This window comes from Bradyrhizobium sp. BRP56 (assembly GCF_020194035.1).
Taxonomy (GTDB): domain Bacteria; phylum Pseudomonadota; class Alphaproteobacteria; order Rhizobiales; family Xanthobacteraceae; genus Bradyrhizobium; species Bradyrhizobium australafricanum.
In genome coordinates this window covers 1-25,390 of record NZ_JADYVV010000099.1, presented here as the reverse complement: position 1 = coordinate 25,390, position 25,390 = coordinate 1, and the positions used below count along the sequence as shown (strand labels likewise).

Below are 25,390 nucleotides of genomic sequence, written 5' to 3'. Positions count from 1 at the left end.
AGGGAATCCACGAAAACCAAATCGCAAGGTTCTGACGCCCAAAGCATCAAAACCTTGCAATCTGGAAATGCCCCTTAGCCCAAATCGAGATTCCCGATCAGTGGCTTAGTCCTTCTTCACGGACGACTACTTAGGCACAGCATCTGACTTTGCTGGTTCGCGCGGAAGTTCATGTATAAAAAACAAAATAGTGCGCCGAAATCTAAAGAACGGGCTATTTGCTTTTATTGACAGGTGTGGCTTGGTTTTTCGGCCCGCGTGGAGGCAATAATCAACGAGGAACAGCTGCGCGCCCTCGATGGGGAAGTCGTATACGTTCAAAACGAGTTCGAGCATAAACCTACTGACAGATTCATCCGGGAAGAACACAAGATCGTCGGCAAGACGGTTCTCGCATTTTCCGATTGCCTTGTTATTTCTGTCCCTTTGCACTCCAAGGTCGCCGATTCTGAAGGGACTTTCGACCTAATAATTAGGGAGCTGACCAGCTACGCCTGGCCCAAGGCGCGTGCGTGCTTCGCGGCATCTTGCTTCGTGGCGGCGTTGACCTGGGATTTTGGTACCGGCGAAAGGACGCGCTCATCAGTCCGGCGCTGGTTCGTGCCTACCGGCTTGAGCATGCCGCGTGCGTTCCCATGATTGCCATCACGCTCGATCTCCAGACATATCTCTCCGATCACCCGCGTCGCAAATACTACCGCGATGATGTCGACCCGACCCCGAAAACGCTGGTGCAGTACAGCAACCTGCCGAATGACCAGACCCAATGGTTCATCAACTACCTTCGAATCTGCTTGGATACGATTGAGCCTAGAGGCGCTGATGCGGTTCTTGCGGACCGCGCAGACGCCGATGACGGGGGACGTAAATGAGCTGCGTCAAGCCAACATGCGAGCGGTCCATGACCGGACCGGGAGCGATACGGCCAACTTATTGTCACCTGTAAACGACGCAGATGCGTGTGGCCGCAGCACCAGTCGGCGCGACGCTGCCCGTTGATCGTTCCGCGCCGGAAATCGGCGCTTGCCTAGGGGCGCGACAGCACCGTTGCGGAACGGCCCGCCGCGAGGGTTGCGCTCGCTTCCGGCCACCCCAAGGGCGATCCCGCCGGCACGCTGCCGGTGTCAGTTTGGCAACCAATGTCGGCAACCGGACATGGTCGTGCAGCCTTGAGCGGCTGAAACCTGCGATTCTGTAGCCCGGCATGCAGTTTGCAGTGAACGGTTCCGCAAGATATCGCAAGCTGCGCTGGTCATGCGTTGCGTGCTTTCCGCCGCTTCTGCTCGAGGGGCGATAGGCGTGCGAGCGTGGCCGATCGGCCTCATCGGAAGAGAGTTTATGAACACGTCACTCCTCTCCGCCGTGCTGCCTTCGATTGCCCGCGCCACGTCCACGGCGCTTTCACAGGAGCCAACGACGATGGCGGCGGCAAATGATCCATCGCTCTGGCTCGAGGACATCGAAGGAGAAGGCGCGCTGGCTTGGGCTCGCGCCGAGAACGAGAAGACACTTGGGGTGCTCCAGTCAGATCCTCGGTATCGGCGCTTCTACGAACAGGCGCTCTCCATCCTGCAGGCCAAGGATCGGATTGCCTACGTTTCGTTGGGACGGCGTGGCCTGGAAAACTTTTGGCAAGACGAGAACCATGTGCGTGGCATATGGCGGCGCACCACTCTGGAGAGCTATTGCAGCCAGGATCCACAGTGGGAGACCATCCTCGACGTGGACGCGCTGGCCGTCGCCGAAAACAGGAACTGGGTCTTTCAAGGTGCCAGCTACCTTCGGCCCGAAGAACGCCTCTGCCTGATTCATCTTTCCGACGGCGGCAAGGATGCTGCGTCCATCCGCGAGTTCGACCGCGAGACCAACTCCTTCGTTACGGACGGCTTTCATCTTCCAGAAAGCAAGCAGAACGTCAGCTGGGTCGATGATGACACAGTCCTTGTTGCACGGGACTGGGGCGAGGGGTCTTTGACGCAGGCCGGCTACCCCTTTGTGGTGAAGGAGCTCAAACGCGCTCAGCCGCTCAGTGGCGCTCGCGAGATCTTTCGCGGCGAGCCTACCGACGTTCAGACGCTGCCCTTGGTCCTTCGAGACAGCGAAGGTCAAGTCCATGCGACCGGCGCTATCCGCGTCATCAGCTCCGTCGAGCGTGATTATGTGGTCTTCCGCCCCGATGGGCCCATCAAGCTCAATCTGCCGAAGAAGGCCGCATTAGTCGGGCTCGCGAGCGGCCGCCTGCTTGTGGAGCTTGACGAAGAATGGAAGCCCGATGACGTCAGATTTGGGGCCGGCTCACTGATTTCGTATGACTTGGCCGAATGGAAGCAGGATCCGCTACGCGCCAAAGCTTCGCTTGTCTTCCAGCCCGCGCCCCGCCAGGCGCTGAGCGGGCTCAGTCGCACGAAGAATTTGTTGATCCTGACGATCCTTGAGAACGTCCAGAGCAAAGTATTCGCTTATAAATACGATCGGGGAGCTTGGTCGGCGACGCTGATCCCGCTGCCGCAACATACAAATGTCAGCGTGTCAGCCACGTCCGAGCAAGCGGACCGGGCGATGTTCACCGTCTCGAACTACCTCAGGCCGACGTCAATCTGGCATTTCGATGCCGATACCCAAAAACTCGAGGAATTGAAGACGACACCTGCTGCCTTTGATGCATCCAATCATGTCGTAGAGCAGTTCGAAGCGACTTCGCGTGATGGCACGGCAATTCCCTATTTTCTGGTGCGGCCGAAGGACGCGAGGTTTGACGGCGCCATTCCGACGCTTCTTTATGGCTATGGCGGGTTCCAGGCTTCGCTTCTGCCTTCCTATCTCGGACCCGTGGGGCGGCTCTGGCTCGAGCAGGGCAACGCCTATGTCGTTGCGAATCTGCGCGGAGGCGGCGAGTTTGGTCCTCAATGGCATCAAGCAGCCCAGGGGGCAACGAAGCAGACGACATGGGATGATTTCATTGCCGTTGCCGAGGACCTGATTCGCCGCAAGATCACGAGCCCGCGACGGCTGGGCGTAATAGGCGGCAGCCAGGGCGGCCTACTCGTTGGTGCCGCAATCACCCAACGTCCCGAGCTCTTCAACGCGGCGATCATCCAGGTGCCGCTGTTTGACATGCTACGATACACTAGCCTCGGCGCGGGCGCCTCCTGGATTGCCGAGTACGGTGATCCTGCCATCGCCGAGCAGCGTTCGTGGATCGAAGCCTACTCACCCTATCAGAAGCTGGTACCGGGCAAGACCTACCCCGCTCCTTTCATTCTCACCTCCACCAAGGACGACCGCGTCCATCCGGCGCACGGCCGCAAGGCTGCTGCGAGACTAGCTGCGCTCGGCCAGCCCTACTTCTACTACGAGAACATCGACGGAGGACACAGCGCCGCGGCCAATCTGGTCGAACATGCGCGTCGACTAGCGCTTGAATATACCTATGCATCGAAGCGGCTTTGTTCTGATTAAATTCGGCGCAAGTGACGAATCGATGCAGATAAATCCGGGCCGTTGCATATCGTTACGTCACCTCGTTCCCTGGCTGAATTGATCGAGGCGGACGGGAGGCGACAGCAGAGAGCCATCCAATCAGCGGCTAAGGTACAATGCCGGATTTTGAGAGTGATGGGCACGAGAGGCGTGCGAACGCAAGCCCGTCAACTAGCAGCTCGTTTCTGCAGCGTGGCGAGCCCCGGCGGTTTCTCCGTCGACGGGCAAAGTATTGCATAGCATGATTGACCCAGCACTCGTTGTCCCAAGTCGAATGCTCGTTCCATCTTTTCGGAGAGAAAGCGCAGCAATGTCACGCCGCCAAACGGGATTTTTCATATTGGCGCACCAGGAGCTACTACATCCTAAGCGTCCGTATGCCCCCGATCGAGACCAGATCGAAACCGAGGCAGGGGGCTTGGTCGGTGAACTCACGTTGATAGGCCATGTCGAAGAGGTATCAGTGGCCAAGTGCGTCAGGCCAGTCGCCGATAGCGTCCTTGGTGCCTAGGAAAAATCGGGCGCATCATAGCCCACTAACAATGACTCATCGCAGTCTGCGACGGCATGAAGTAAGTCAGATGCGCAAGCTTCCTATTCTGAAAAGTCTCCATCTGTTTGAGGCGGTCAGCGAGTTTCCAAGCTTCTCAAGGGCGGCCGAGCGGCTAAACATGACGACCGGCGCGGTAAGCTACCAGATGCGGCTTCTTGAGGATTGGTTCGGCAGAAGGCTATTCGTTCGCCATAGCTCGGGCGTGCGGCTGACATCCGACGGCGAGCAGCTCAAGCGCAGCTGTGCGAGCGCGTTCACAATGCTGGAGAAAGGATGCTACGAGCTACGAAGGAGCGATGGAGGACGTTCAGTGGTGGTGGGATGTTCAACCACATTTTTGTCGCACGGCCTGTTGCCCCGGATCGGTCGGTTCCGCCAACTGTATCAGGATATTGATTTTGTCTTTGAGACCTGTGCCGATCTAGACGCGCTGGCTGTTGGGGCCCTGGACGTATTGTTTGTTTCCGGCCTGTTCAAGCGACCGCTACCCGTCCGTGAAGTGCACGTATCGAACGAGATGATTGGCCCTGTTTGCGCGCCTGCTATGCTCGAGACGATCAAAGGCCCGGCAGGCATTCTATCAATTCCTCTCCTTCACGAGGCCGCCAGGTTGGACGGCTGGAACGAATGGGCAAGCGCAGCTGCAATATGCTTGCAGGAGTCGCGCCACGTCGTGTTCGATACATTTTCCTTGGCTGTCGAGGCGGCAAAAAGTGGGCTTGGCGCCGCAATATCTCCGCAAATTCTGGTTCGAAGCAGCCTTGAGAAGGGAGAGCTTGTGGCTCCGTTTGGCTTTGCACCGGTCGATCGCTCAATCTACATGTTTGTCAATGGGCACGCGCGAAATATGGCGGCTGTTAAAGAGTTTGAACGATGGGTCCTGTCAGAAATATTCAGTCAGGATCCGCTATCGTCTTTGCAGGTTGCAACTCGAAAGATCGAGCAGGCCACTCTCAATTAAAGCTTCCCGTTAGGCCAATGCTGGCGTCAAAGCGTTGATGACCATCATGGGCAACGCATCACTCTTCCCGGATAAGGGGTCGGAAACCCGTGGCGCAGTGCTAAGAAATGAAGGATTGCAAATGAATCGTCGACATAGGCGAGCCCATTCGCGTACTTCGCATTCTCAGGTGCGGGGCCAGGGCCACTCTTCTCGAAGATGAGAACGGGTGCGGACTGATGATCCTGGCCAAGCCTCTCGATGAGTGCGGTTCGTGGCTTGGCCCAGGCAATCCGACGAACGTCCAGCCTCGCAGCGCGGCTTGGAAATGCGGACAATATCCCGTCCAACAGCAAGCATTGCCAGCAATAGAATTCTCGGCCCGGCAAGGCCGGATCTGCAAAGGGGCGTTCTAAAAGGAACAGCTGATCCCATGGCATCGTGTGCATCCCCGATCTAGCGAGCGACAGGACATGAACCTTGAGAATGTCTTGATCTGACCACGGCAAGGCTCGCAACGGCGAAAGCAACAAATGCGCTCGCCGCGCATAGCAACACGATCATGCCGAAGGGGAGCTGATCACTCAAAAGCGACAAAGCGATACCATTTCCCGCGACGCCGCTGTAAGTGCAACATTGAAATAACCCGGAAAGGCGGCCGGCCCGTTCCGGAGCCACTGACGAGACCATGTGGGTGTGAGCGGCAGCCGCAAATATTTGGCCAAGGCCGAGCATTGCGCTACTTGAGGCGATGACTACGGGCAGGCCAGCGTCGAGCGACATGATCGCAAGGCATGCCGCAAGCAGCACTGCAGCCCCGGCGATGGTTGGCAAGGCGCCGAGCAGGTTGAAAATCGGCTTGACGGCGAGCGCCCCCAGCAAGGCTAAAACACCATTGGTCAGGACGATCGTCAATAGAACGCTTTTATCGAGAACCCCGTCAGCTGTGGCACGTATTGCAGGATAGACATTGATGATGCCGGCGCCGAGGTTGAGCAGAAAGACAGCTAAGAATGCGGGATAGAGAGGGGCTAGGTCGAGGACGGTTCCGGAAGGCTGCGCCTCAAGGACTGCCGGTGTCCTTTTGAACTGCTGCTTGATGCCAAGGAGCACGATCAAGGACAGGATGATCGCCGACATGTTGAATGCCAAAACGCCAGGCAAATGCAATCGGTCGGAGAGCATGGCACCTGCAAACATTCCAAGCAGATAGGTGAGCCAGTCGATATTGGCAATGTTGCGCAACACCGAGATCATGTCGTCTTCTGATGTGATACGACGGAAGAAAGAAACCTCTGCAGACAAGTAGACAGGCTGCACCAGGCTCAAGACGCCGAGTGAGGCATAGCTCAGAAAGGTATCGGCGCCGTCGGTGCCGAAGATGACGAGCAGCGCGCAGATGCGAATAGCATTGACGATCATCATGACGGAGATCGGATTACGGCTGTCGACCAATGGCGACAAGAAGAGGCTCCCGAGCATGATAGGCGCAAAAGTGACGGCAACGCCGAGACCCGCGGCGCTCATGCCGGATTGAAGAAGGCCGATCAGGATGCCGATTCGGAATGCCCAGCCGCCGATCTGCATGATCAAATGTGACAGATAAACGAACTGCCGTGTGCTCGTACCAGTCATCTATGACCTAGCTCATCGAACACGTCATCGAGTGGATATCGCTTGATGCGGAAGCGAAGATGAATGACCCAGAACGGGCATGACGAGCGCTCTCGCAATCGCACGACTGGTCAAAAGGCGTCATAGCTGCCTCCCTGCCTTTGGCAGGCGGTGTTTCGGGGCCAAATGCCCGCCAACGCGGACCTCTTGTGTGGTCAGATCTTTCGAGTGCGCACCGCTTGTCGTACAGCAGGATCCGCTAGACGCTGCGCAAAGCTTTTCAGGCGCAGCTACCACTACCTGGCGATCCTGCCGCACGTCGCTCGGCTTCGACGGCAAGGACATGAGCCGCGATCTCATGAGGGCTCGGCGGAAGATGCAGAAGCTCGGTCCCGCCGCAAAGTCAGGTCAGCTTGCAGGCTCGCCTGGATGTGTTCTCGAGTGAGGAGGTAGTCTGGATCTCCCCCAATCTCGACAGCGACCGTGGCGTGGTTCAGCGATATGTCAGGCCGACCCTCGTTGAAGTACTCGATGGCGAGATTGTTGTGCGTGAGTGCATGTCGAGGATTAAGTTCAAGGGCCCGAAGATAGTGCGCTATGCTCTCGCTCGCCTTACCGAGCTCGGAATAGGCAAGGCCGAGGTTGCTCTGTAAATCGGGATTCTTGGAATCGATACCGGCTGCCGCTAAATAGGACTTCAGAGCAGCTTCCGGCCTATCTTGCCGCATCAAAATGTTGCCCTTCTGGAAGTGAGCTCGCCATTCGTTTGGCTTGATGACAAGCGTTCTGTCGAGATCGGCCAGGGCGCCTGCGGCATATCCCATTCTGTTACGAAGTGCGGCCCTGTTCAGATGGGCTTCGTAATAGGGGGGACAAAGCTCAATGGCGCGCGCATATGCCTGTAGAGCCTCAGCTTCCCTTCCGGGTACTTTCGAGAGCAGGTTCCCCAGGTCATTGTGGTACTCGCCGTAGTAGGGGTCGTAGGCTATGGCCTCACGCAGCTGCTTTTCAGCTCGAGGAAGATCGTCGACGAGTTCATAGACCTGACTGGTGTTGTAGATCAGAATCGACTGGTGAAGCTTGAAACGCTCCTCGCCATAGGCCTTAAGCATCTTGCCATGGCCTTCCGCGCAAAGGGTGAGGGCTTCGTCGTACTTCTCCTGCTTGGCCTTGATGTAGGCATATGCGTTCTCTGCAAACACCTTGATATAGTCGTACTTGTCGTGATCCTTGAAATCCCGTTCGATGGTCTCCAGATTTCGCAACGCGTACTCTTCGGCCACCGTCAGATTGACCGGTTGCTGATAGCGTCCATACGTCATTGATTGGGCATACAGAACCGTTGGCGTGTATCGGCTCTTCGGGAATGCCTTGTAGAATTCATCCAGATAGGGAACCGACACCCGGCCGCAGCCGAGCGAATACAGTACAAAAGCCGCATGGATGAAGGCAGCGTTTGCCGGAGCATCTCCCGGGCCGAATGTGCGGAGCGCAGGATCGGCGAAAATTTCACCGAAGTAACCAAACCAGAGATCATACAAACCGATGCTCTGGAGGATCTGACTCGGTTCTGCTAGAAGTTCCAAACCTTTGTATTTGTCCCGTATCGATAGCGCATGAAACATGACGAGCGGCGCCTCGCCCGCCAGATAGCGGTCCAGGCAAGCGCGGTGCAACTGCTCATGCAGATGATCTGCGGTCGTCTGCTCGAAAGTTGCATAGTTTCGTTGCGCGATGAGATCAGGCGTTGTGCAGTCGGATTCAATGTACGATTTGAGAAGGCTGTGCCGTTCCCCGGTGTTGAGGCTGGCCAGATAGAGGTCCACAATCGCAACGGGGTCAAGGTAGCCGATGACCGGCAATCCGGCCGCTGCGCATGTGCTTAAAGCCTCCGCAATCAGTGGATTTCCGCCACTTGCCTCATGGATCTGCCGCTGTTTCTCCGCAGCGACATCCTGATCCAGGATCGGCGCCAGTTCCTGCGAGCTATATCTGCCGAAATAAACTTCGCTGGCGTCCTGGAAATAGAGGCGTTGTTCGTAGTCGATCAGAACAAAGCGAAACAGGCGCGCATTGTCGTCCAGCCTGACGAGCAGCTTGATCAGGTTCTTCGCCGGGGCGGACAGGGTAGCCGCGCGATCGATAACGATGATGTGACGCTCGTTGCGCTCTTGGGCACACCTGATCAGGAATTCGGCTAACCCAACCAGGAGCTTGTTTTGATATTCATGATGATAGAAGCGTGTACGCTCCTCTTTACTTGAGGTATTGGTGAGATCCTTCGGCACGGTAAAGGCATCGCTGATCAAGAGAGGAAACAGCCGCTTCAAGGATTGCTGTGCCGCCTCAACCAGTTTTGGCCGATTCTCATCGGCCCACCGCAGTTCTGTGTCGATCAGCTCTTGCAGGCCGGCAAGATAGCCGCCGATCCGCCAGTCGCCGTCAACGACGGAAAGATCGGAACTAGAGCTCGCGAGTGCCGATTTGATCGTCGGCACCGGTGCCATGCCGGGCTCCGTCTTCAAGATCGTGATCGGATTGATCTCGACGGATGAAAATATGGACGGAACGATGCGCTGCTGGATCAAATCAACCATCTTATTCTCCCGAAACGTCTCACAAAGGAGGGTGGTCGCAAGGACCACCCTCCGATGCCGCTATGCTCTCATCAGGTGGATGCATTCAAGGCACCCGTCGAACCAACCCTAAAGCGTACCCGTGTACGGAGTGGTGGTGCGGATGGTTGTCTTGATCTCAGCGATCTTCTTTGTCATCACGTTTCCTTTCCTTCTCTGGCACGCCAGGCCAAGCGAAGGCGCGGCCAGTCGTGCAGGAAAAGAATAATGAGTTGCTGCACCAATCCGCAGCGAGATCCCTTGACCGTCGCTGTCAAAGAAATTGAAAGCGCAGCTCAGACTGGCGCTACCATACCAAAGGACCCGATCCGGCGTTTGGATCCGCTGTAACTGGAGCTGGGTTTTGTCGCGCGTCGCCAATGCGGTTCCTTGCTCTGCGCTGACCTGGACTTGCATCGGCCACCTTCGGCGCCCAACGCAGCGAGCAAATTGGCTGGCAACGGCTCGTCATTTTAGGAAAGCGCTCCGCGAGCAAGCACGGGTTCAGCAAGTATGGCGGCGACCGGTCAAGGGACGTCTTTCGCGCCAGAGCCGCTCGAGCGCGGAATATTCGAATCCGATCCCCTACCAGAAGGCAGAGTTTCAGCGTTAGCGGGCTTGCCAATAAGGTGCTGCGGTCGCTCTGATTTGATTTGAGCTACCGAAGGAACCTGGCTGGTCGCATGGCACGTTCGCGCAATGCGATCGGTCCTCATGGCCTCTTTCGCGTTCCTTCTCCAGTAGACTGCCCTTGCGCCATCGATCGCCAGGATTTGTACCCAACGCGCAAATGACGAGCGACATCGATGGTTAAGCAGATACCCGCGCTGACCGGAATCCGGTTTGTCGCGGCAGCAGCAGTGGCATTGTCTCACGGTGGAAGCCTGTTCCTGGAAGGCACCAGTCTTGTACTCGATATCAGCGTCGGGACGCTGGGCCTGTTCGGAATGTCCATCTTCTTCACGCTGAGTGGCTTTGTCATTCAATATAACTATGGCAGCTCGATTGCCGGCAGCCCGCGCAAAGCGATCCCTGAATTTCTCGTGGCGCGCATAGCCCGAATCTATCCTCTTTTTGTTGTTCTCTTTCTCGTTGAGCTCTTGACCGGACCGATGGTCTGGCCATGGCTTCTCGGAACCAAGGCGGCAGCCGAGGGATTTTCGTGGCACATTGTCCCGTTTCAACTCGGGATGATTCAAACCTGGTTCTTCGCAAATGTAGCCGGTGCTGCCCCCGTCTGGCAGTACGAAGAGATCGGGATCGTCTCCTGGTCAGTCAGCACCGAATGGTTCTTCTATCTCGTTTTTCCGCTCGTTTGCCCGGTACTTGCGCGGATCAGAACTGCTCCGGCGGCGATCTTATGCGCGATTGGAGCAGTCACAATCGAGCTTGGCATCGACCTTGCGGTGTTCATGCTTCAGGGCCGCATCAATCTGTTTGCGCTTCATGCCTATGGGACGGGTGCGGCTCTGCCGAACTGGAAGAACACGCTCATCCTCTGGATCGTCTACTTTTCGCCGGTTTGCAGGGTATGGGAATTCGTCCTCGGCTGTTGTTTGGCGAAGCTCCATGAAGCGTGGCTGGCCAAGGATTTCAGACCATCTCGAGCTCTGCTCGATATCGCCGCAATCGTTGGTGTCGGTGCGATAGGCTGGGTGTTCTGGTTTACCGCCCACAAGGCGCCATTTGGGGCGGCCATGAGCCTGTTCGATATTGCGCGCAACAATATCGCTCTGGCGGCACCGGTTGCGCTCATCCTTATCGCGGCGGCTCAGCCTGTCAGCACTGCAGGACGGCTGTTGTCGGCAAGGTGGCTTGTCTTCCTCGGAGAGGCCAGCTTTGCGCTTTATCTTGTACACATCATCATCTACCGGCGATTTCCGGTGGTACGTTGGGAAACCGCAGGCCAACTGCTTGGCCATCTCGGCGCGCTCGCGCTTGCTTTCACTCTGGCCACCTGCGTCGCGATCCTACTGCATTTTGGCCTGGAGGTGCCGGCCCGAAGGCGAATTCGCAGCTGCTATCAGGCGACCTCGCCAGAACAGCGCAGGCGCCTGGTACGATTGGGAAGTGTTGGCTTTGCCACTCTCATCGGTGCGGCCGCAACGTATGCGCTGCGCGATGCGGCGGGGGATGCGGTCACGCAATCAGGGATTTCGGTGGTTTCTGCTACATATGGCGGCAATTGCCGCTGGATCTCGGCGCGCGGCAACGCCACGGGTGCGCTTGCAGCAGTCTGTAACGGCAAGGACGCATGCACTTTCAATGCAGGCATGACGCGGATTGGTGATCCTGCTCCGGGCTGTGCGAAGGAGTTTGCCGCCGCCTGGTTCTGCAAGGGCGACCGCACCATTCGCTCCAGCTCGGCTGCGGATGAGCATGCCATGGTCTCCGCTCTGCAACTCTCCTGTAACGCGATCACGCACGATGAATGAGCCGTAGGTTCAAACGTCATTCGGATCCCGAAGCCCTGAGCGAACCGGGTTCGGCATCAAGTCTTGCTGCCGGCCGCGGAGAGCGTTCGGGCCGCGTAGGCGATACGACAAGGAGGTCGCGGACGTGACGGGCGCAGCGAACCAGCGTCTCTTTGTCCACCTTGATGGCCGCGAGACTCTTCGCTAGATCACAACGGTTCACTTATGGAGATGCCGCCGTGGCAATGGGTATTGTGAAGTGGTTCAATTCGACCAAAGGTTATGGCTTTATTCGTCCGGAGGACGGAAGTGCTGATGTCTTCGTGCACATCAGCGCCGTCGAAAAGGCCGGTTACACCACCCTCGAAGAGGGAGCCCGGGTAAGTTACCAGCTCAAGGCAGGCCGTTCGGGCAAAATGTCAGCCGAGGATCTAAGGGTTGGCTGATCCAGTTCGGCTCCGGAAAGCGTCTGCCTATTAGGCGTGTTCTCGTACCTGCGTCTGGCGATGTCTCGTCACCGGTGCGCCGGACGCTTGCCCTACGACTGTCGTTTCCAACCAAAGCTATGCCGCAATACTGCTTGAAGGCTTGATTCAAGCCGTCGATCGCCAATGCCGGGGCGGTTCCAGATTTTTTTCTTTCCTCGTGCAGTGTGGGCATGGCGGGATACCGTCGGTAGCAATGAACGGTCCGAACCGTACGCTCGTGCCCGGCAGGCCGAGAGGTACATGTATCGCCCGAAGTCACGATGCGCCGACCGGCGCTCCCGATCGAAGAGCGAACGAAGGAGCCCGCACAGCTGAGTTCGTCCGTTATGGACGATGGGCACGGCGCTCCGGCTCCAAGTCTGTCCTGCTACGCTGTCGTACCGGCCCTCGAGGACCAGTCGTGCATTAGCGTGAGCGAGGGCGAGGTCAAATCCCAAGAGCTCTCCTGCGGGAACAGCCAATATAGTTGAGGTTAACGGCGTCATGCTGTTGACGATCCGCCCCTGACATTGATCCATTGAAGGGGAACTGCACACACACAGCCATCGGAGACACCGCAAGTGTCCTTCCAGCTGACCGTCCTGAAAGTATTGGCCGGCCAGCCTGGCGGGCGGGCTTCCGTTGCCGAAGTCCGACGCGCCGTGGAGATCCTGATGAACAGCGGCCATGACTGGACCGATCGCATGAAGCGGTTGGCCGAACACGCGCCGGATCTTAATATCTTTTCGGCGAAGTTTGTCGCTCGGGATGCTCTCGGTTGGGAAATTACGGAAGATGGACGGCAATTCCTCTCTGCGCTCGAAAGGGCCGTCGCCGATCAAAGGCTGCTACCTCGATCAACGATCGATCCTTCCCGCAGCGAAGTCGCTGCGCAAGCGGTCACGGCCGGCGCAAAATCACTTCCTCCGCGCAGTCGCCGTCAAAGGCCGCGGCGACGCCGCAGGAAAGGTGGATTCAATCGACGTACGGCATGAAGCAGCACTTTAACTCGACCCGGTGCGAGCGCGTGCGACAGTTGACCTCGGCAAAAATACTATTGATCTCGCGCAGCATCGATCAGATCTGCATTGGTGATGAGCCCGGAATGATGTTTTCCGCGCGGAAACCTGCGCATAATTCGTCGCGGGATAATATCATGATCAGAGTTGGTCCCTGTCACTGTGCTGCGCCTGCGAGGCATCGTAAGGAGAGGCGCGCAGCATTGAAGGGCGGCCTGTCCACGCCCCTGCTTGAACGGTTCACGGTGGATCGGCCCGCCGACCAGGACCAGCTGGTTTAAAGTGGTCCGACGGAGAGGGCAGGATAGGCGTCGGGCTGGTGGCTAGACGAGGCGAGCGCTTGTTTCGAAGCGCCGGGGAACTGCGGGAAAACGTCCCGCAATGTAACCTGGGTCATATGCGGCCCCACGTCTCAACGGCATTATCCGGAAGGCAATTTGGGTGAGAGCCATGGACGACGAGTTTTGTAGAGAGAGGGCGCGGACCGTGCGGGAACTTGCAGAGCAAGCTGACCCGTTCATCAAGAAGCGCTTGTTGCAGCTCGCCGCCAATTACGAACGGCGAGTCAGTCAGTTAGAAAGAGCAGATCGAGATCGCGATGACCTGCTGGCACGTAGGTCACCCATCCGCCCGTCGTGATTTACAGAAGGCGCCTACGTCCAGCATCAACCCCTGATTCGCATGGACTCCGCCTGCGTACCAGGGAGAGAGGGGTGGGAGGCAAGTTTATGCCGTCGCCTGCCGGGCGATGTCTGTGTCCGTTCTCCCGGAAGGACAGGGTATCAAATGGCGAGTCCTGCCATGATCAGCTTTACCGTCTCTCCCTTCATCGCTTGAGAAGAAGCGCGTCTCGTCGGGTCGCATGGTCTCGGTGACCCGGCCTGGAGCGGAGCGACCTTTCTTCGGCGCGGGCGTCTCCAGGGTGGGGCTCCAACGCAACACACTCTACATCCCGCTAGGCCACGCGTATTCGCTTTCGCAACTAAGCTCTCGATCAATTCACGCTACCTGAGAGCTGATCAGGTATCGGAGGGTCTTGGGCCTCAAAGTATCCTTCGATCTCACCAACCGCTCTCTGCTCCCATTCGTCGGCCTGTGTCAGTAATGAGATTCGCTGGACTGGGCGGAATGCTGCGGCTTGACGGCACAGCGAAGCTATTGCGCGGTAGCGACGCACGTTCTCCAGAATTGCCGATCCCGTCATGTCTGATTTCCCCGTTCAGCTTCGAGACGCGAACATGAGGCGGATTGATTTTCGATTGGTTAGCGGCCGGCTTGGAAAGCATCTATGGTTGGCAAATCCTTGCGACTTGAAGCCTCTCTGCCCTTTCAACGCGGGACGTCTGATTCGCGACCGAAGAAATTTGACCATGTGCATGGTTGGCTTCTGGATACGGGACAAGTTTGGTACGTGGCAGAAATTGCCCCACTAGCCGTCCACCGCCAGCCGGTTGAAACGGACGCCGTCCGACTTGGCTGCCTCGTAAGGCAGATGTATCCGACACTACGCCAGCGCTATCGATGATCGCGTTCGCGCACCCCGGAATTGCACTGTCGTTGACCGCAATTAGGTAAAGCTCCCGCAAGATCTCTGGCTTGGGCGATTGATCTCGCCGCCTTGCTGTCTTTAGCCGACGCTGCCCTCATCGCCGATTTATTCGCCTTCGTTTCTAGATGCGTGTTCCGCCGCTCCTACATTGGAGGAGGGCTACGGGAATCATCGTCGCCGAGCGGCCGAGGTGACCTGGCGGCGCAGTTTCTGACATCAGCCAACGTTCTGTAGCGACTATTGACGTACCCAACCACGTCAGTGCGGGCAGTGGCTCGTGCAAAGGCCAATAATCGTGGCGGATGTTGCCACCGCCAATCGAAGACGACGTCCGCTTTGGCTGGGCGGATGGGCCGTGTCCACGCGGACGCGGTGGCGTCCCGCGTTGGTCAAAGATTGCTTAGGGAAATCGACTCTCGGCCAAGAAGATACGTTTACGGATCGTGTGATCGCTTTATGATACGTGAACAGATCTACGTCTTGACGCGGACTGGTAGCTAATGATATGTTTGCGTATCTTCTGAAAGAAAAAGATACGTTAACGGATCATGGAACAGGGCTCAGAAGCAATCCGGCAGCTAGGACGCCTCCTCCGGGATGCAAGGAAGCAAGCGGGCCTAACTCAAGAGGAGGTGGCCGAACGCGCGGGCATTTCCCGGCCGCGTTACCGCGATATCGAGCACGGCAACGCCGCTGCGCGGGCGACAACGCTGATTAACGTCGCGCGCGCTTTCGGCATGGAGCTAATGCTGATCCCACAGGCCATGGTAGCCGGCGTCAACGCACTCCTTCGGCCCTCCGAAGGCGAGGATCGACCAGCGTTCACGACCGATATGGATGATGATGAGCACCCGGGTCCGCGCCTCTAATACCGTTCAGTCGCTGGAGGTGTTCCTTCAAGACCTCAGGGTCGGAGCGCTCGTGCGTACGCCAGGCGATTTCAACGCCTTCAGCCTTGATCCGGCCTATCGCGCCATGTCGCGGCCCCCGATATTGAGCCTCTCGTTCCGCTCCGCCGATGGTGGGCTTCGCAAGGATCCGAAGCCCGCAGCACACGTGCTGCCCGCGTTCTTCGCGAATCTGTTGCCCGAGGACAAGCTTCGCGAGGCGATGGAAAAGCACCACGCCGGAGCAGTGAGGCAAGGAAACGATTTCGACCTCCTGGCGGCGCTTGGCGAAGATCTGCCAGGTGCAGTGCGCGTGGTGCCGAGCGACGGTAGCACCACGATAGCCATTCAAGATAATCCTCGTGACATCAAAGCGCGGTTTTCCTTGGCGGGAGTTCAGATGAAGCTCTCCGTGATGAAAAATACGGGAAAGGGTGTCGGACTGACTTTGCCCATCGGCGACGAGCAAGGTCAGTACATCGCAAAATTCCCCTCGGCCAATCTTGTCGGATTGTCGGAAAACGAGTTCGCCGTTCTGGCGCTGTCCGAAATCCTCGGAATGGATGTGCCCGAACGCGAGCTTGTCGAAAAATCCGATTTCGAAGGAATTCCCGAAGAATTCAACACATTGTCGACCGGCAAGGTCTTGCTGGTGAAGCGTTTCGACCGTGGACCCAAGGGTACCCGAATTCACATCGAAGATTTCGCTCAGATCTTTGGCCGCCAGCCATCCAAAAAATACGATGACGCATCATACCACGACATAGCCTCCGCGCTGAACGTGGCGGTTTCGACCGACGCCGCGCTCGAATTCGTTCGTCGACTGGCACTTGCCGCGCTCGTCGGCAACGGCGACATGCACTTGAAGAATTGGTCGACAATATACCCAGGTGAGGGGTGCACTCCGGCAATCGCCCCCGTGTACGACGTCCTATCGACCACCGCTTATTTTCCGAAGGACGATATGGCCCTCTCTTTGGGAGGAGAGAAATCCTTCAAAGCGCTTACTCCGGACCGCTGGCGAAAGTTCGCCAATCGCGCGCGGCTACCCGAGCCGGCGGTCATCTCGGCTGTCGAGGAGGTCGTATCGTCGGTGAACGACCATTGGTGGAAACTCCCAGAACGGGATGTCGTGCCGGCCGCCGTTCTCACTAAGATCGATGCCAAGATCGAGGAGATGAGCCCGGTTCTGGATCCCGGTCACGTTCCGAAGTTGTCCCTGGTGAGCCCCTGAGCTTGTTGCTATCTGGCTCTAGATCCGCGGTCTCGCTGATTGCGCTTCTAAACGTTCCACGTACTTCGCGTAAGCTCGGCGCATTCGATTGGGCGAACTGCTTAATGTGGGCTTGCCGCGAGTCTGAAGGAGTGCGATCGACGCGGATCCAGCTTACGCAAGCTATTTCGGCAGTCAGATTCGTTTCCTTCGGTACATCGTCCGCGTTTGTGCGGAGCAGACATCGGATCGCGCGAGCCGCCGGCATGTATGCCTTGTCGTACGAAAAGTCATGCCAGTCGATAGGCGCCCACTTGATCTTGGTGAAGCCTGTCCCTGACCTTCCTCATCGTTTCGATGTCCGAGCTCAAACTGAACTTGGATTCGGGGTTGAACTTTTTGCTCAGAGGAACCTTCCAGTTCTCGAAGGCGATTCGCATCGAGGTCGAGCCATCCTCGCCATTTTCCTTTAGCCGAGAGCGGAGCCCACCCCTTCGCATACCGAAAACACGCCGACACAGAATTCGAAATTGAGCATGTGAAAGAGGGCTCGAACAGAGGCGGTTTGCCTTGGCCTCGATTCGCATGAGGGACGGTGAGAGCGCTCTTCATCTCCAATGCCACCAGTATGTGCTTGAGATTGGAGACTAGCCGTTTCTGCACTTCTTGAGCGAGACCCGCAGGGAGAGACTTCCGAATCCATGATTCCCAAGTAGCCGCCGAATTGGAAACGCTGACGTAGCCCTCCGGATGCTCTGGCAATTTAACCAGATAGAATTTCAAGCTTGCCCTCCGCGACCGTCGTTGCGATTCGCCCCCTGTTGAACGGTCGCCGAGGACAGCGCACGACAATCTCGCCGTCCGCGGTCGATTTTGAAAGCGGCAATTCCGAGTCTTCAAGAAGGCCAGCGCTCTAACCTAGTCATGCATAGAAAATGCCCAACTGAGCGCTGTTGGCCAGGAGGTGGTATACTACCTATAAATCGGAACCAAGCTCTTGATATCTTGACTTTTATCGCTACTTACAACATTAACGTTGTAATGCTGCCCGCATTCGACGAATCGACCGGCTACCTGCCGCCTGGCGAACATTCGGCCAGTTGGACCGAACTTTGCGAGCGCTTTGGGTGGAACGAGCACCGGCAATGGTTGCTGTCTGGGCTTCTCAGAATGGCGACAAATTTGCGCGACGCCAAATGCCGCTTCTTTCTGCTCGACGGCAGCTTTGTCTCGATAACCGACTTCCCGGAGGATTACGATGCTTGCTGCGATTATACCGGCATGGATCCGTTGAAAATCGACCCCCACCTACTGATGGGGAAAAAGGCAATGAAGACCGAATTTCGGGGAGAGGTTCACCCTGAAAAATATCTGGCAGACGGAATGATTACTTTCCGGGAGTTTTTCCAAACGGACCGCGACGACCAGCCCAAAGGTGTCGTAATCCTCGATCTGAGCACGCTGCCATGATCGCCACAGAGCACCAATTCAGAACAACTTCTCGCAAACTGGTGAAGCTCAAGTCGTCCTTAGAGGCTCTTCGCCGCGCTAAAGACGATGATGGCATATTCGGAGAAGCTCGCTTGCTTTCGCTCGCCGAAACGGTTGCGGAGCTTGAGGACGAACTTAGAGAGTACGTCGAGCTGAAGACCGGCGCCGTATCAGAGATCGCGGTAGAAAGCCTTGCCGATCTGCCAAAGGCGTTGATTAAGGGGCGAGTTGCGCGCGGATTTAGTCAATCTGACCTCGCGACGGAGCTTGGCGTCCGCCCTCAGCAGGTTCAACGATGGGAAGCCGAAGAATACGCATCCGCAGCATTCGCGACACTGGCCCGGATTGCCGAGGCACTCCACCTGGATATTCGACATCGTGTTCCGCTCGACGATCGACCGTCCCCCGAGCCGCGCGAGTTGCGCCGCGCCCTCGTTGAAGCTGGTCTGCCACGAGCAGTGGTGGATCATCGAATAATGCCAAAAGCATCTCGCGCTAGTCGACCAAGCCTGCTCGTCGACGAAGTCGATGCACGTCTCCGAAAATTGTTTGGTCTGGGCGTGAGGCAAGTCATGTCGGCAAGCGGATTTGAAGCAACAGCTCTTCAATTCAGGCTGCCTGCAAATGCCTCGCAGTCGAGGACAAGGGCATACGCAGGCTATCTCGATGGGATCTGCAAGATAGTAGCCAAGACGGTCGCGCGGCCAAGCGCAGTCATTCCCGATACGATCGAGGATATGCATGCACGACTGTTCGCTGATGGCATGTCGCTTGGCGCCGCAGTGGAGGCCTGCTGGGAATTAGGGATCGGAATTGTCGCCCTTGATGATTCTATTGGCTTTAGCGGGGCGTGCTCGAGGAGATCTGGACGTGCCGTTATCGTCCTACGTACTCGAGGCACCGAAGAGGCGCGAGCGCTGTTCGACTTGGTACACGAGCTCTATCATCTTGTGGCGACGACGGGTGATTTTGTGGTGATCGAGGATGACGAGACGTCGAACGAAAGGCGTCAATCCACCGAGGAGAGGCGAGCCGATCGTTTTGCAGCAGAAGTGTTGACAGACGGTCGTCTAGAACAGCTGCTCCACCTTATCGTCGCTGAAGCAGCTGGTAACGCCGCCAACTTGAAAACCGCAACAGAGACGGTAGCTAAAGACGCCGGGATTCCAGTAGGTGTCATGGCAAATTTGTTCGCTGGCAACATAGATCAGAGCAGCAATCGAAATTGGTGGGCCGCTGCCCGCTCTTTGCAGCAAGCAGATGAGCATGCCTGGAAGACGATTAGGGATGCGTTTGTTCGTAATGCGTCCTTACAGCGTCTCGATCGCATTGAGCGTGACCTGCTGAACCAAATCTTGGAGACGGCCGATGAATGAACTGACAGATCGACTAGATAAGCCGCTTCCAAGTATTAAAATAACCTGCACAAGCGTTGATTGTGCAAATGATCTTCATTGTTATCTTCAGAAGAAGCGGACCGGTAACAACCCCAGTTTCGGCGCCTGCAGATCATGCGGCGTTGAGAACGTTGATTGGGATCGTGCTCATCTGCGCGATCCAAATAATGCTTCAGCGCTATTTGATGAGCTTAAAACTGAGCTGATCCGACAGCATATGTGGACGAAGCCTTTTGATGAGGATGCACTTCGGAAGCTTCGCAAGCTGTCCGCAGAGGAGTTTCGCATTAGAATCGTAAAGCGCCTTCAATCATCCGTGGGGCGCGCAGCAAATGCTTGGGACAGTCGACAGACGCCGATGGAAGGGAACGTCATCTTCTATGCTCAGCACGCCACCGCTACGTGTTGCAGGCAGTGTATGCTCTATTGGCACGGGATCGATAAGAACAGGGAGCTGACGGAAGAGGAAAAAGAATACTTCCTCTTCTTGATTGATCGCTATTTTGAAGAGCGCGGGATTAATGAGCTTAGAGAAGATCGATAATGGTGTCGCTCATCAAAACCGGGCGAATGACCGAGATGATGCGGTCAAAAGTAATCGATCTGCGAGCACGGCGCGTGCTTGTTTCGAGGATCGAGGGCTCCGAGCAGCAGACAGATTTAACTGCAGCTCCGAACGCAGCGGGGTATGGTCGCGTAAGACATTTTCGCAGAGCGGTGCGCAAAGACTGGCCGCCGAATCCCCTGCCGATCGAACCTGCAGCGCGATGGTTGAATATGAGTTGTGCTTCCCAGGTGAGAGCTCAGGTGTTTCAAGTGGCAGGCTGCGCGTGGCGCTGCTGGTATTGTTATGTTCCCTTCAATATGTTGTCCGCCGACATTAAGAGGTCGGCCTGGAAGTCAGCTTCGGAGCTCCTAGATCTTTACTGGGCTGAGTGTAATCGTCCTCCCATCATCGATCTGAGCGGCGGTTCACCTGACCTCGTTCCCGAATGGATCACTTGGATGATGGATGCGATTGAAGAGGCTGGTAGAAAGTCCTCAATCTATCTTTGGTCGGACGATAACCTCAGTAGTGATTATCTCTTAACCGACAGGCGTGAGCTGCTCTCTCGGATGGAGTCTTACGGCTCCGGATATGGGAAGGTCTGTTGTCTTAAAGGCTTCGATCCAGTCTCCTTCAGCTTCAACACTGGAGCCGATCCCTCAGGGTTTGAGGAGCAGCTCCGGATATTGTCCGGATATGCCAAATCCGAAATTGACCTGTATCTTTATGTAACTTTAACTTCTCCGCCGCGACCTGTAGATAGGGAGCTTGTCGGTTCTTTTGTTGAACGCTTAGGACATATACGGGCAGACCTTCCCGCCCGCACTGTCATGCTGCACGTCGACGAGTTTAATGCCATGCTGCCCCGCATGAACGAAACTCGAAGGCTGGCTCTTGAAAACCAGTGGCGCCTTATGCAGGCTTGGCAGGATCGTATCGCCGTCAGCAATGTCGAGGCTGCTCGATGAAGCAACTCACTTTCAACAATCATGTGCGGCAAAAGCTATCATCAGTTAGCGGATTCGTTGCGCTAGCGAACGAATGCTATGGCGCGTGGCCGTCGGACATCGTCAATACCTTGACAGGTATCGCTAAGTTGGAGCGCGCGGAAAGTGATCGGGTTGAGTGGTTGCTCAATGACGCGAAAAGGCCCGCAGAGTCGCCTTTGCATGTAGATGCGGATCTGCCGCTGGAGCATCCGCTAGACAGCGATTGGCGATTTCAAGCCCGAGAACGTGGTCGGCTAGTAGAACGATTGATAAGCAGTCTCGCGCCATCGGACAAGATCTTAGCGATCTGCGCGCCTACGATTGTTCTCGAAGCGGCCAGGCGAGGCATCGGTTGGCGGATGATAGTCGGGACACGACCGAGTGATCCGATTATCGCCGCTCTGCAAGATCTCGTTCCGGACGCAAAATATGTGCCTCTCGATGATCTCGAAAACATCGAAGCGGCAGCTGGGATCATTGATCCTCCGTGGCAGGATCAGATTGCCGCGCCTTTGATACAGCGATTGTGCACCGGCGTTCGCATCGGCGCGCGAGTACTCATAACGGGCCCAGATCGATTTACTGCCGCGAACTCCGCCGTGAGCCTCCGGTCTCGTTACGGGTCCCCACGTTGGTTGGGACTAAAAGCCGATTGCCTGCCCTTTCGAGTACGATACAAAACGCCGCGTTTTGAAGCCCGAGCGTTGCTGGCTTCTGGAATCGCAAATGTCCCTCCGGCTTGGCGCACTGGTCTCGTGCACTCGTACCAGAAGGTGATCGAGGTTCGTCCGGATTTGGGTCTGGCTCAGCGAAGCGACTGGAGCGAAGTGTTGCTCGGCGAACACAGAGTCTGGTATCGAGCGGAATTCAATGGACTGAAGGCGAATATCAATGTTTCGAGTTCTGTCAGCAGCGTGAGTCCCTTGCGTCGCACTGCGACGATGTGGACATCGGGGAATAGCGTCGTAACCGGTGGATCAAAGATCGATCTAGAAAGCTTGTTTCGGCGATCGTCACAGAAAGTCGGGGACGATCTCAGGGATCGACTGCTCCGGGTGGAACAAGGTTCTTGTTGGCAGTCACAAGGATCTTTAGAGGTCCGACTTGCGGCGCAGGCCGCTCGGTGCGAAGATTCTCGCGGAGTGGTCACTACCGGCTTACTTTGACATGGGAGATCCGCATGCCAATTCGTTTTATCCTCGCTGTTTCGGGCGGGTTGGGGTCCGGCAAGTCTACTTTGACCACCGAGGTCGCCGCCCGATTGGGGTGGGCGCGTGCAAGCTTCGGCGACCAAGTTAAAAAGGTTGCGGCAGATAACAATCTTGATGCTACCGATCGAGCGGTCTTACAGAACTTGGGCCAAGCGCTCGTTCTAACAAAGCTAGAAGACTTTATTGAAGAGACATTGGCGCAGGCGCAGGGTGCCGAGCACATCGTGTTGGACGGCATCCGGCATGTCGAAGTATTGCTGATGCTGAAGCAGAAGTATCACGAAGCGGTCAGACTTGTGCATCTCGACGTACCAAGCGATATTCGCCAAGAGCGGTACATTAAGCGGGAGAATGTCGAGCGCCGCCTTCTCGCCCGGTATGAGTCCGACATTACCGAAGCGCAGATTGCGCGCATCCTTCCACAATATGCGGATCTCTCAGTTAACGGCACACTGCCAACGGCAATGCTTTCCGAGCAGGTCGTCGCGTTCGCCCGCCGGGAAGCGGATCATCAGACGCGCGCCGCATGAAGGAGCTGATCAAGGCATGCGGCGATCCCTACAATGGATATATACGGAGTCTTTGAAGGAGGCGGCGCGAAGGGATTGGCGCACATTGGTGCCCTGCGAGCTGTGGAGGAGCGCGGCTTCCGATTTTGTGCCGTCGCTGGAACGTCGATCGGGGCGATTATTGCCTCTCTAATCGCTGCCGGCTATACGTCCAATGAATTGTTTTTGGCCTGTGACGGCGTCGAGAGCGGTCTCTTGTCCGAAGACCTTGAGAAAAGGCTTCTCGACGATCTCGAATACCGGCGAGTTGTTCGGCTACGCAACTTCTTGAACAAGCTTCTGAGAAGCCGCGGAACGATCAGTCGCGTAGTCAGCCGTCTCGCAATTAGGCCAATGCTCGCTTGGTTCCTCGGTGTTCTGACCGTCAATCTTTCTGTAATTCCTTTGGTTCTCCATAATAGGGTTTTGCGAGATGTTTGGCTGAACGCGGGCGCGGTCAATACCGACAAGCTTCGCAACTGGCTCGACGAGATGCTGAGCGAGAAACTCGGAATCGACGGCGGTTATGTTAAGTTTTGCGATCTTCCGATCGAGTTGCGGGTTGTAGCCACCGACCTCTCCAAAGGCGACTTGCGGCTGTTTAGCAAGAAGAAAACACCAAACTCGCTTGTTGCTGATGCAGTGGCCGCTTCGATGGCCTATCCGCTGTTTTTCAAGCCGGTCCAGATTGGTGACTCCGTCCTAGTTGACGGAGGTTTGTCTTCCAATTCGCCCGCATGGGTGTTGGATGATTTGCGAGAAGTGTCCTCCGATCGCGTGCCCACCTTCGCTTTTCGACTTCTCGATACTGTCGAAGAGCCACCGCAACCGCAGAAGCGAATGCTGTTATGGCGAGCGCTCACAAGGTTCGTTGCATCATCGCTTAACAGCCGAGCAGTCCTCGAAACTAGAAGGATTGACGACTTCCACTTGATGGAGCTGACTACAAAGGTGAGCACGCTGGACTTTGATCTTGTCAACAGAAATAAAGCCGCAATTGTTCAGCGCGGTGCGGAGGGCGTGGCCCAATATCTCTCAAGGAAGATTGGCCCGCGAGATCCTAGACTCATGGAAAAGGCGTTGCGTGCCTTCATAGCGATCGTAACTGAAGTCACAAGAAATGAGGGTATAGTACGGGCCTACCTCGTTCAGTCGATCGACGAGGTTTATTGTCGAGTAATCTACTCGGCGTTGCTGGAGGGAGACGCAGACGACGCTCTCATGATGCGATCAGGCTCAAGGTCGCAAGCGCTATGCCTTGCTTGGCGAGAGCCGGTCCTCATGGATGTCTCAACGATTCCGGCTGCGGACCGCAATAGTGTGATAACGAAGTATGTTCACGCGGCGCGTCCACGCGAAGTTAGATATGTTTATTGCTGCCCAATTTTTCCTACCCAAGATGACTGGCGCGTCGACCTGCCGTCCGAAAGGAGCGAGCCGATGGCGGCTGTCTGTTTTGATTTCCAGGCGGGCGATAGTTCGATCCTATTGGAGCCAGATATTGAAGATTTCATCTCCGCGGTCGCTCAAGTGGTCGGTGAATTTTGGACGGGCCGACCTATATTTGAACCCAGTAATTTTGCGGGTGACGCGGTCGCAACCGCTGCATCAAACTGGTCGGCAGTCGCGGGCAGCGAAGGTTTTTTCGTGTCGGCTCGTAAGCGAAGGTCGGCGCCAAACGATCACTTCATCAAGCGGTTGGAGGAAATTGTACGGCGAGTCGGCGCCTAAGTGCGCCATTCGCGCAGAAGGGCATCGCCACATTCGGCTTGCTGGCTTGGCTGGCGAGTACGCCGCCGTTGAGGGCCGGTGGCCGGGCCTATTTCCTTGGCCGGAAGGATAGAGCGTCGTTATCGGAATACGTCTCCAGGCCCGATCGATGGGCTCCGTGCGGCACAGATGATTTCTGTGGGCTCGGCTTACGGTCGGGAGCTAAATCGCTCTCGGTGCTAACGAGACTGCATCAGCGGAGCGGCGTGTAATTGGCTGCTTTAACGATCCAAACGCGCATCACTAACGCAGCATCGTTGCGCCGGCTCGCTCGGCGGAATGGGATCCGGGTTCAGATTTTGACGCCTACACGCGGTGCTCGGACCGCGCCATCGAGAGGGCCGCCGTGACGAAGGCGGACTGGGCCGAATAGGTCCTCCAGCTCACCGTGCCGACAACAATGTATCATCTGGCACCAACATCGAGACCTCGTCGCGTATCAACGATACGGTGTGGTCCAGCGCATCCAACGACGTCATGTGAGCACCGACCGTACGCATCCGACGGGCGCCGTCTTGCGTGACGCGAGGTAATTCGCGAAGCGTGTAGCCTTAAGTCTAGCTTTAAGGTCATCAGGCGATGCGGGTCGAGGTTTTGGGCGGGCTGGAGCGGCGGCGGCGCTGGTCGCAGGACGACAAGGCGCGGATTGTCGAGGAGACGTTGGTGCCGGGCGCGAAGGTGACTGA

Annotated in this window: 21 protein-coding genes; 16 read left to right on the top strand and 5 right to left on the bottom strand. The window is 56.7% G+C overall.

Translation table 11 applies throughout. The features are described 5' to 3' along the window. Positions 1–512: 512 nt before the first annotated feature. The 3 genes from I6F38_RS40390 (at position 513) to I6F38_RS40380 (ending at position 4,994) form a co-directional block, all read left to right on the top strand. The gene (locus tag I6F38_RS40390) at positions 513–872 is read left to right on the top strand and encodes a hypothetical protein (protein ID WP_225164319.1); all 360 of its coding nucleotides are present in this window, start codon (positions 513–515) and stop codon (positions 870–872) included. A gap of 466 nt (positions 873–1,338) precedes the next feature. Next, positions 1,339–3,459 (top strand): prolyl oligopeptidase family serine peptidase, encoded by a 2,121-nt coding sequence (locus I6F38_RS40385; RefSeq protein ID WP_225164318.1) that lies wholly within the window; start codon positions 1,339–1,341, stop codon positions 3,457–3,459. A 602-nt stretch (positions 3,460–4,061) separates the two neighbouring features. Next, positions 4,062–4,994 carry a LysR family transcriptional regulator gene (locus I6F38_RS40380; RefSeq protein WP_225164317.1) on the top strand — a complete coding sequence of 311 codons (933 nt, stop codon included), beginning with the start codon at positions 4,062–4,064 and terminating at the stop codon, positions 4,992–4,994. 44 nt (positions 4,995–5,038) lie between these two features. On the opposite strand, the gene I6F38_RS40375 is transcribed toward I6F38_RS40380, so the two are convergent. The 4 genes from I6F38_RS40375 to I6F38_RS40360 all read right to left on the bottom strand — a co-directional run bounded on the left by I6F38_RS40375 (position 5,039) and on the right by I6F38_RS40360 (position 9,619). Beyond that, positions 5,039–5,413 (bottom strand): DUF3088 family protein, encoded by a 375-nt coding sequence (locus tag I6F38_RS40375; protein ID WP_225164316.1) that lies wholly within the window; start codon positions 5,411–5,413, stop codon positions 5,039–5,041. A gap of 16 nt (positions 5,414–5,429) precedes the next feature. Continuing rightward, the gene (locus tag I6F38_RS40370) at positions 5,430–6,608 is read right to left on the bottom strand and encodes an MFS transporter (RefSeq protein WP_225164315.1); all 1,179 of its coding nucleotides are present in this window, start codon (positions 6,606–6,608) and stop codon (positions 5,430–5,432) included. Between the two features lie 335 nt (positions 6,609–6,943). Beyond that, a complete protein-coding gene (locus tag I6F38_RS40365; RefSeq protein ID WP_225164314.1) occupies positions 6,944–9,184 on the bottom strand; it encodes a tetratricopeptide repeat protein in 2,241 nt (746 codons plus the stop codon). Positions 9,185–9,292: 108 nt separating this feature from the next. Beyond that, positions 9,293–9,619, bottom strand: coding sequence for a hypothetical protein (locus I6F38_RS40360; protein WP_225164313.1), 327 nt, complete (start codon positions 9,617–9,619; stop codon positions 9,293–9,295). Positions 9,620–10,008: 389 nt separating this feature from the next. On the opposite strand from I6F38_RS40360, the gene I6F38_RS40355 reads away from it, so the two are divergent. The 4 genes from I6F38_RS40355 to I6F38_RS40340 all read left to right on the top strand — a co-directional run bounded on the left by I6F38_RS40355 (position 10,009) and on the right by I6F38_RS40340 (position 13,741). Then, entirely contained in the window at positions 10,009–11,637 is a 1,629-nt protein-coding gene (locus I6F38_RS40355; protein ID WP_225164312.1) for an acyltransferase family protein, read from the top strand. A gap of 218 nt (positions 11,638–11,855) precedes the next feature. Beyond that, positions 11,856–12,062 (top strand): cold-shock protein, encoded by a 207-nt coding sequence (locus I6F38_RS40350; protein ID WP_018270149.1) that lies wholly within the window; start codon positions 11,856–11,858, stop codon positions 12,060–12,062. Between the two features lie 602 nt (positions 12,063–12,664). After that, the gene (locus tag I6F38_RS40345) at positions 12,665–13,078 is read left to right on the top strand and encodes a hypothetical protein (RefSeq protein WP_225164311.1); all 414 of its coding nucleotides are present in this window, start codon (positions 12,665–12,667) and stop codon (positions 13,076–13,078) included. 474 nt (positions 13,079–13,552) lie between these two features. After that, a complete protein-coding gene (locus tag I6F38_RS40340; RefSeq protein ID WP_225164310.1) occupies positions 13,553–13,741 on the top strand; it encodes a hypothetical protein in 189 nt (62 codons plus the stop codon). Between the two features lie 355 nt (positions 13,742–14,096). Here I6F38_RS40340 and I6F38_RS40335 read toward each other — a convergent pair whose 3' ends face one another. After that, positions 14,097–14,306 carry a hypothetical protein gene (locus I6F38_RS40335; protein WP_225164309.1) on the bottom strand — a complete coding sequence of 70 codons (210 nt, stop codon included), beginning with the start codon at positions 14,304–14,306 and terminating at the stop codon, positions 14,097–14,099. 977 nt (positions 14,307–15,283) lie between these two features. On the opposite strand from I6F38_RS40335, the gene I6F38_RS40330 reads away from it, so the two are divergent. The 9 genes from I6F38_RS40330 (at position 15,284) to I6F38_RS40290 (ending at position 24,665) form a co-directional block, all read left to right on the top strand. Beyond that, positions 15,284–15,520, top strand: a complete 237-nt coding sequence (locus tag I6F38_RS40330) for a helix-turn-helix transcriptional regulator (RefSeq protein ID WP_346657171.1) — start codon at positions 15,284–15,286, stop codon at positions 15,518–15,520. Next, positions 15,495–16,772, top strand: a complete 1,278-nt coding sequence (locus I6F38_RS40325) for a HipA domain-containing protein (RefSeq protein WP_225164320.1) — start codon at positions 15,495–15,497, stop codon at positions 16,770–16,772. The genes I6F38_RS40330 and I6F38_RS40325 overlap by 26 nt, the downstream gene beginning before the upstream one ends. Positions 16,773–17,756: 984 nt before the next feature. Further along, positions 17,757–18,221, top strand: a complete 465-nt coding sequence (locus tag I6F38_RS40320; protein WP_225164307.1) for a hypothetical protein — start codon at positions 17,757–17,759, stop codon at positions 18,219–18,221. Beyond that, a complete protein-coding gene (locus I6F38_RS40315; protein WP_225164306.1) occupies positions 18,218–19,618 on the top strand; it encodes an XRE family transcriptional regulator in 1,401 nt (466 codons plus the stop codon). The genes I6F38_RS40320 and I6F38_RS40315 overlap by 4 nt, the downstream gene beginning before the upstream one ends. Then, positions 19,611–20,183, top strand: coding sequence for a DUF4186 family protein (locus I6F38_RS40310; protein ID WP_225164305.1), 573 nt, complete (start codon positions 19,611–19,613; stop codon positions 20,181–20,183). The genes I6F38_RS40315 and I6F38_RS40310 overlap by 8 nt, the downstream gene beginning before the upstream one ends. Then, positions 20,183–21,154 carry a hypothetical protein gene (locus I6F38_RS40305; protein WP_225164304.1) on the top strand — a complete coding sequence of 324 codons (972 nt, stop codon included), beginning with the start codon at positions 20,183–20,185 and terminating at the stop codon, positions 21,152–21,154. Before I6F38_RS40310 ends, I6F38_RS40305 begins: the two co-directional genes overlap by 1 nt. Then, complete coding sequence (locus tag I6F38_RS40300; protein WP_225164303.1) at positions 21,151–22,341, top strand: hypothetical protein; 1,191 nt, start codon at positions 21,151–21,153, stop codon at positions 22,339–22,341. The genes I6F38_RS40305 and I6F38_RS40300 overlap by 4 nt, the downstream gene beginning before the upstream one ends. A 14-nt stretch (positions 22,342–22,355) precedes the next feature. Beyond that, on the top strand, positions 22,356–22,916 hold the full coding sequence (locus I6F38_RS40295; protein ID WP_225164302.1) for an AAA family ATPase: 561 nt from the start codon (positions 22,356–22,358) through the stop codon (positions 22,914–22,916). Positions 22,917–22,949: 33 nt separating this feature from the next. Continuing rightward, a complete protein-coding gene (locus I6F38_RS40290; RefSeq protein WP_225164301.1) occupies positions 22,950–24,665 on the top strand; it encodes a patatin-like phospholipase family protein in 1,716 nt (571 codons plus the stop codon). The last annotated feature ends 725 nt before the right edge of the window (positions 24,666–25,390 follow it).

What these genes read in the sequence shown, in the direction of transcription:
- I6F38_RS40385 (WP_225164318.1), top strand. Translation starts at nt 1,339, where the DNA reads ATGAACACGTCACTCCTCTCCGCCGTGCTGCCTTCGATTGCCCGCGCC.
- I6F38_RS40380 (WP_225164317.1), top strand. Translation starts at nt 4,062, where the DNA reads ATGCGCAAGCTTCCTATTCTGAAAAGTCTCCATCTGTTTGAGGCGGTC.
- I6F38_RS40375 (WP_225164316.1), bottom strand. Translation starts at nt 5,413, where the DNA reads ATGCCATGGGATCAGCTGTTCCTTTTAGAACGCCCCTTTGCAGATCCG.
- I6F38_RS40370 (WP_225164315.1), bottom strand. Translation starts at nt 6,608, where the DNA reads ATGACTGGTACGAGCACACGGCAGTTCGTTTATCTGTCACATTTGATC.
- I6F38_RS40365 (WP_225164314.1), bottom strand. Translation starts at nt 9,184, where the DNA reads ATGGTTGATTTGATCCAGCAGCGCATCGTTCCGTCCATATTTTCATCC.
- I6F38_RS40360 (WP_225164313.1), bottom strand. Translation starts at nt 9,619, where the DNA reads ATGCAAGTCCAGGTCAGCGCAGAGCAAGGAACCGCATTGGCGACGCGC.
- I6F38_RS40355 (WP_225164312.1), top strand. Translation starts at nt 10,009, where the DNA reads ATGGTTAAGCAGATACCCGCGCTGACCGGAATCCGGTTTGTCGCGGCA.
- I6F38_RS40340 (WP_225164310.1), top strand. Translation starts at nt 13,553, where the DNA reads ATGGACGACGAGTTTTGTAGAGAGAGGGCGCGGACCGTGCGGGAACTT.
- I6F38_RS40335 (WP_225164309.1), bottom strand. Translation starts at nt 14,306, where the DNA reads ATGACGGGATCGGCAATTCTGGAGAACGTGCGTCGCTACCGCGCAATA.
- I6F38_RS40325 (WP_225164320.1), top strand. Translation starts at nt 15,495, where the DNA reads ATGAGCACCCGGGTCCGCGCCTCTAATACCGTTCAGTCGCTGGAGGTG.
- I6F38_RS40315 (WP_225164306.1), top strand. Translation starts at nt 18,218, where the DNA reads ATGATCGCCACAGAGCACCAATTCAGAACAACTTCTCGCAAACTGGTG.
- I6F38_RS40310 (WP_225164305.1), top strand. Translation starts at nt 19,611, where the DNA reads ATGAATGAACTGACAGATCGACTAGATAAGCCGCTTCCAAGTATTAAA.
- I6F38_RS40305 (WP_225164304.1), top strand. Translation starts at nt 20,183, where the DNA reads ATGGTGTCGCTCATCAAAACCGGGCGAATGACCGAGATGATGCGGTCA.
- I6F38_RS40300 (WP_225164303.1), top strand. Translation starts at nt 21,151, where the DNA reads ATGAAGCAACTCACTTTCAACAATCATGTGCGGCAAAAGCTATCATCA.
- I6F38_RS40295 (WP_225164302.1), top strand. Translation starts at nt 22,356, where the DNA reads ATGCCAATTCGTTTTATCCTCGCTGTTTCGGGCGGGTTGGGGTCCGGC.
- I6F38_RS40290 (WP_225164301.1), top strand. Translation starts at nt 22,950, where the DNA reads ATGGATATATACGGAGTCTTTGAAGGAGGCGGCGCGAAGGGATTGGCG.